Origin of the sequence: Bartonella sp. AP88XZML, assembly GCF_042195565.1 — a bacterium.
In the GTDB taxonomy this organism is placed as follows: domain Bacteria; phylum Pseudomonadota; class Alphaproteobacteria; order Rhizobiales; family Rhizobiaceae; genus Bartonella.
The window spans coordinates 1-3,266 of record NZ_JBHIOQ010000081.1; the positions used below are offsets into that span (position 1 = coordinate 1).

Annotated in this window: 5 protein-coding genes and 1 pseudogene; 3 read left to right on the forward strand and 3 right to left on the reverse strand. The window is 39.3% G+C overall.

Features of this window, described 5'->3' with window-relative positions; translation table 11 throughout:
• The 3 genes and pseudogenes from ACFIK2_RS08305 to ACFIK2_RS08315 form a co-directional block, all read left to right on the forward strand.
• Positions 1-658, forward strand: a pseudogene (locus tag ACFIK2_RS08305) (hypothetical protein); the annotation flags it as partial.
• A gap of 457 nt (positions 659-1,115) precedes the next feature.
• Positions 1,116-1,394 carry a type II toxin-antitoxin system RelE/ParE family toxin gene (locus ACFIK2_RS08310; protein WP_375618870.1) on the forward strand — a complete coding sequence of 93 codons (279 nt, stop codon included), beginning with the start codon at positions 1,116-1,118 and terminating at the stop codon, positions 1,392-1,394.
• A gap of 10 nt (positions 1,395-1,404) precedes the next feature.
• Positions 1,405-1,713, forward strand: a complete 309-nt coding sequence (locus tag ACFIK2_RS08315) for a HigA family addiction module antitoxin (RefSeq protein ID WP_273721170.1) — start codon at positions 1,405-1,407, stop codon at positions 1,711-1,713.
• Between the two features lie 75 nt (positions 1,714-1,788).
• On the opposite strand, the gene ACFIK2_RS08320 is transcribed toward ACFIK2_RS08315, so the two are convergent.
• The 3 genes from ACFIK2_RS08320 to ACFIK2_RS08330 all read right to left on the reverse strand — a co-directional run bounded on the left by ACFIK2_RS08320 (position 1,789) and on the right by ACFIK2_RS08330 (position 3,192).
• A complete protein-coding gene (locus ACFIK2_RS08320) occupies positions 1,789-2,040 on the reverse strand; it encodes a type II toxin-antitoxin system Phd/YefM family antitoxin (RefSeq protein WP_375632903.1) in 252 nt (83 codons plus the stop codon).
• Positions 2,041-2,164: 124 nt separating this feature from the next.
• A complete protein-coding gene (locus ACFIK2_RS08325; protein WP_375643784.1) occupies positions 2,165-2,443 on the reverse strand; it encodes a hypothetical protein in 279 nt (92 codons plus the stop codon).
• A complete protein-coding gene (locus ACFIK2_RS08330) occupies positions 2,440-3,192 on the reverse strand; it encodes an antA/AntB antirepressor family protein (protein ID WP_375632899.1) in 753 nt (250 codons plus the stop codon). The genes ACFIK2_RS08325 and ACFIK2_RS08330 overlap by 4 nt, the downstream gene beginning before the upstream one ends.
• Positions 3,193-3,266: the final 74 nt, after the last annotated feature.

Genomic DNA, 3,266 nt, shown 5'->3' on the forward strand with positions numbered 1-3,266 from the left:
TGGGAAAATTGAATGGCCCGTCTGGGTCACCGATAAAACCAAAGTTGAGATCCAAGCATGGGGTGGTGGGGGTAGTGGTGGCGGAGCCTATTTGTCAGGATTAGGAGGAGGTGGTGGAGGTGGTGGTTGTTCAGTCTGGTATGGCTATAAAGCCAGTTTAAAGGGTCATGAGAATATCACAATTGGTAAAGGAGGCGCTTCTGTTGCATCACGCAGTGCGACAGGAAATTCTGGAGGAACAACAGCTGTTGGAAAGAATTTTATTACGGCGACAGGAGGACATGGTGGTGGGGGTGCTTCTGCCTATCAATCTCACACGGGATTTGGTGGTGGTACGACTACCTACTATTCAGGCGGTGGCGGTGCTGGAGGAACAGGTGGAAACTTTGGTTTAGCAACGGATGAACATCCAGGAATTGCCAAAGGCGGAAATGGTTATGCTGGAACGAATGGAATTACGAGTAAAACAAGCGGTAATGGAGGCGATGCTGGAGGTGATACATCACGTGGTGGCTCTGGAGGAGTCGGCAAAGGTTCCTATAGTTCGGGAAAAGCAGGGCGTGGTTTTGGTGGTGGTGGTGCTGGCTCTCATGGAGATTCCTCTCCAAGCGGCGCTGGAGCTGATGGCGCTGTTCTTATAAGGTTATGGAAAGATTAAATACAAAACCAAAAATAGCGCAAGTCAAATTGATAGCTGTTGTATAAGCTGGCTTGTATGATTTTAAGCCCTTTTAAAGCCCTTTAAAGAGCTTTTTGACTGACAGTGTCAGTCTTATGAGAGAGTGAGATGATTGTTATGGTCTCTTCATTAATTTGGAGAGCAAAATGACAATAGAATTTAAACTTCGTATTCACTTTATTAAGAATGGCAAGGGATCTAAGTTTTTAGCAATATTTGATCAGACAGCCGTTGGTATGTTTGTAAAATCCTTGATGTTAACGTGCAAATTTATCCCCTCCATGCACCTATTCTTCTCTTTACGCATGAGGTGGAGAAAAGAAAAACAAGTCTAGACGATAAGGGTTTCTAATGGGATGTTACTGTTTTTTCCATTTTAGCACTTATAATGTAAGCTATTTGTTGACATTAACAGTATTTTACGCTATATAAAAGAATGATTAAAACGTTTAAAAGCAAAACATTGGCAGAATTATTCAAAACGGGAAATTCATCCAAGATTGATAAGAAACTTGTAAAACGTATCATGGTTCGTCTTGATCGTTTAGATATTTCTGAAAGACCAGAAGATATGAATCTTCCAGGATTCAACTTTCATTCTTTGATTGGATATTCACCCACTCGTTACACTGTCCACGTTAACGGACCATGGTGTATTACCTTTGAATTTGACTCATGTAATGCTTACCGTGTTGATCTTGAACAATATCACTAAGGATACAGTTATGAATGACATTCCTGCACAAAGAGATAAAAACCGTTGTCCTACTCATCCAGGAGAAGTTTTAGCAGAAATTATTCCTGAGACAGGCAAAACAAAATCAGAAATTGCGCAGATGCTTGGTATATCACGCCAACATCTCTACGATATTCTGAACGCAAAAAAGCCTGTTTCTCCTGCTATTTCCGCTTGTCTTGGCAAAATGTTTGGTGATGGAGCTGCTATATGGTTACGTATGCAAGCTAATTATGACGCTTGGCATGCTGAACGTGAAACAAATGTTAGCAAAGTTCCAACACTTCACGCTGTTTGATCTCTTCCTCACTCTCAAGGGATAATGTTTTATGGAATACTGGATAAATAATAATATTGAACAACATCCCCCGCTTTAAACATGTTCGTTGCCATTTAAAATATCATCTAAACCACGATCTAAATCGTCTAATATATTTTGCGGTGCATCTGCATAAACAAAAGATTGTGCACCAGAACGCGCTTTTATTAATTCATGATATAAATCAACAGGAAGCATAATGATTTTTTCACGCCCTCGCTTTGTCAAAGCTACAGGTGTAGACATAGCCTCGTCTAAAATATCGCCTGCCCCGCGGTTTACATCTGTAAAACTATATTTTTTCATATGCACATCCTATCTTTAATGTATAATACGTATTATACGTATAATGTGTATTATGTGAAGATATTTTATACTGTTAACCACCTCCCCGCCTAAAAGACGAGGAGATAAAATCATGTTTTTAAAGTTAAGCAGCTTTCTTAACAGAATTTTTCAAACTCGGATCGTAAGCTTTCAACAAAGGCTCCATAATAGAAGGAGGTTTTAAAGATCCAAAATTTGTAATCATTACCAGAACTCTGAGTGCGTTTGGTGATTCATCTTGAAGTTTTAAAATCAAAGCTTTTTCTATTGCATCCATGGTCTCAATGAGAGCATTAAAAGCTTTATCTTCGACATCATCACGATCAGAAAACTGAAACAATGCCATCCATAAATCACATAAAAAGTCGATACTGGTATTCATTGCACACCCCCAAAGATTTGTTCTCTTAAACATGCCAATCCTTTTGGTGTGATTTTTGTTGAAGGCAGCACCTTTTCTGTACCATCCGATCTTTGAATGGTAATAGCAGGACAATCCATGAATCCTTTCTTTATCTTATCCTGATAAGGTAATAGAGGCGCCCCTGGAGCCCGTCGATAGACCCAATCATTTTTCCGCAAGTAATCTGTTAAATCTTTTGGTCGTACTTCAAGCATTTTCGCTGCTTCAATAAGACCGAACAGCCCATCAGAGCGTTTTAAGCCTTCTAAAGCTTCTGCTTTAGGCTTGAGTGTACTCACCTCATTTCTTAAGTCTTCTAATTGATTGATACTCTCTAAAAGGAGCTGTTTAATCGTAAGAGGATTTTCCAATGCATTGGCAAGATCTATTCGTGGTGTTGCTACTTGTTTTGCACGTTTTTCACATTCTATAAAATATAAACGAGCTTCTCTACCTTTCTTATTGTTCTCCACCATAGAAAGTTCTTTGGCTACACTTAAAGTGAGAGCATAATCTTTAGAGGGACGACCACCTTGGAGGTTTTTCCCAAAATTGGGAAAAACTATATAATCTCTGTTTTCGACAAAATCATATTTGTTGATGCGTTCAGTAATCCAGTCTGCAAACTTTTTACCTACTCCTAAAAACGCATGTAGATCACGTGCATTTACTGTCTGAATCGCATCGCCATCAATGACTTGTTCTGTAATTTCTATAAGAGTGTTCATGATGAACTCCTTGTTGACTAATGTTTTTGATTGACACTCAATGAAGAATGCCGGGTGCTCAAAAACACGGCAAC

Excerpts from the sequence above, each read along its gene's own strand:
- ACFIK2_RS08320 (WP_375632903.1), bottom strand. The coding sequence starts at position 2,040 with ATGAAAAAATATAGTTTTACAGATGTAAACCGCGGGGCAGGCGATATT.
- ACFIK2_RS08310 (WP_375618870.1), top strand. The coding sequence starts at position 1,116 with ATGATTAAAACGTTTAAAAGCAAAACATTGGCAGAATTATTCAAAACG.
- ACFIK2_RS08330 (WP_375632899.1), bottom strand. The coding sequence starts at position 3,192 with ATGAACACTCTTATAGAAATTACAGAACAAGTCATTGATGGCGATGCG.
- ACFIK2_RS08315 (WP_273721170.1), top strand. The coding sequence starts at position 1,405 with ATGAATGACATTCCTGCACAAAGAGATAAAAACCGTTGTCCTACTCAT.
- ACFIK2_RS08325 (WP_375643784.1), bottom strand. The coding sequence starts at position 2,443 with ATGAATACCAGTATCGACTTTTTATGTGATTTATGGATGGCATTGTTT.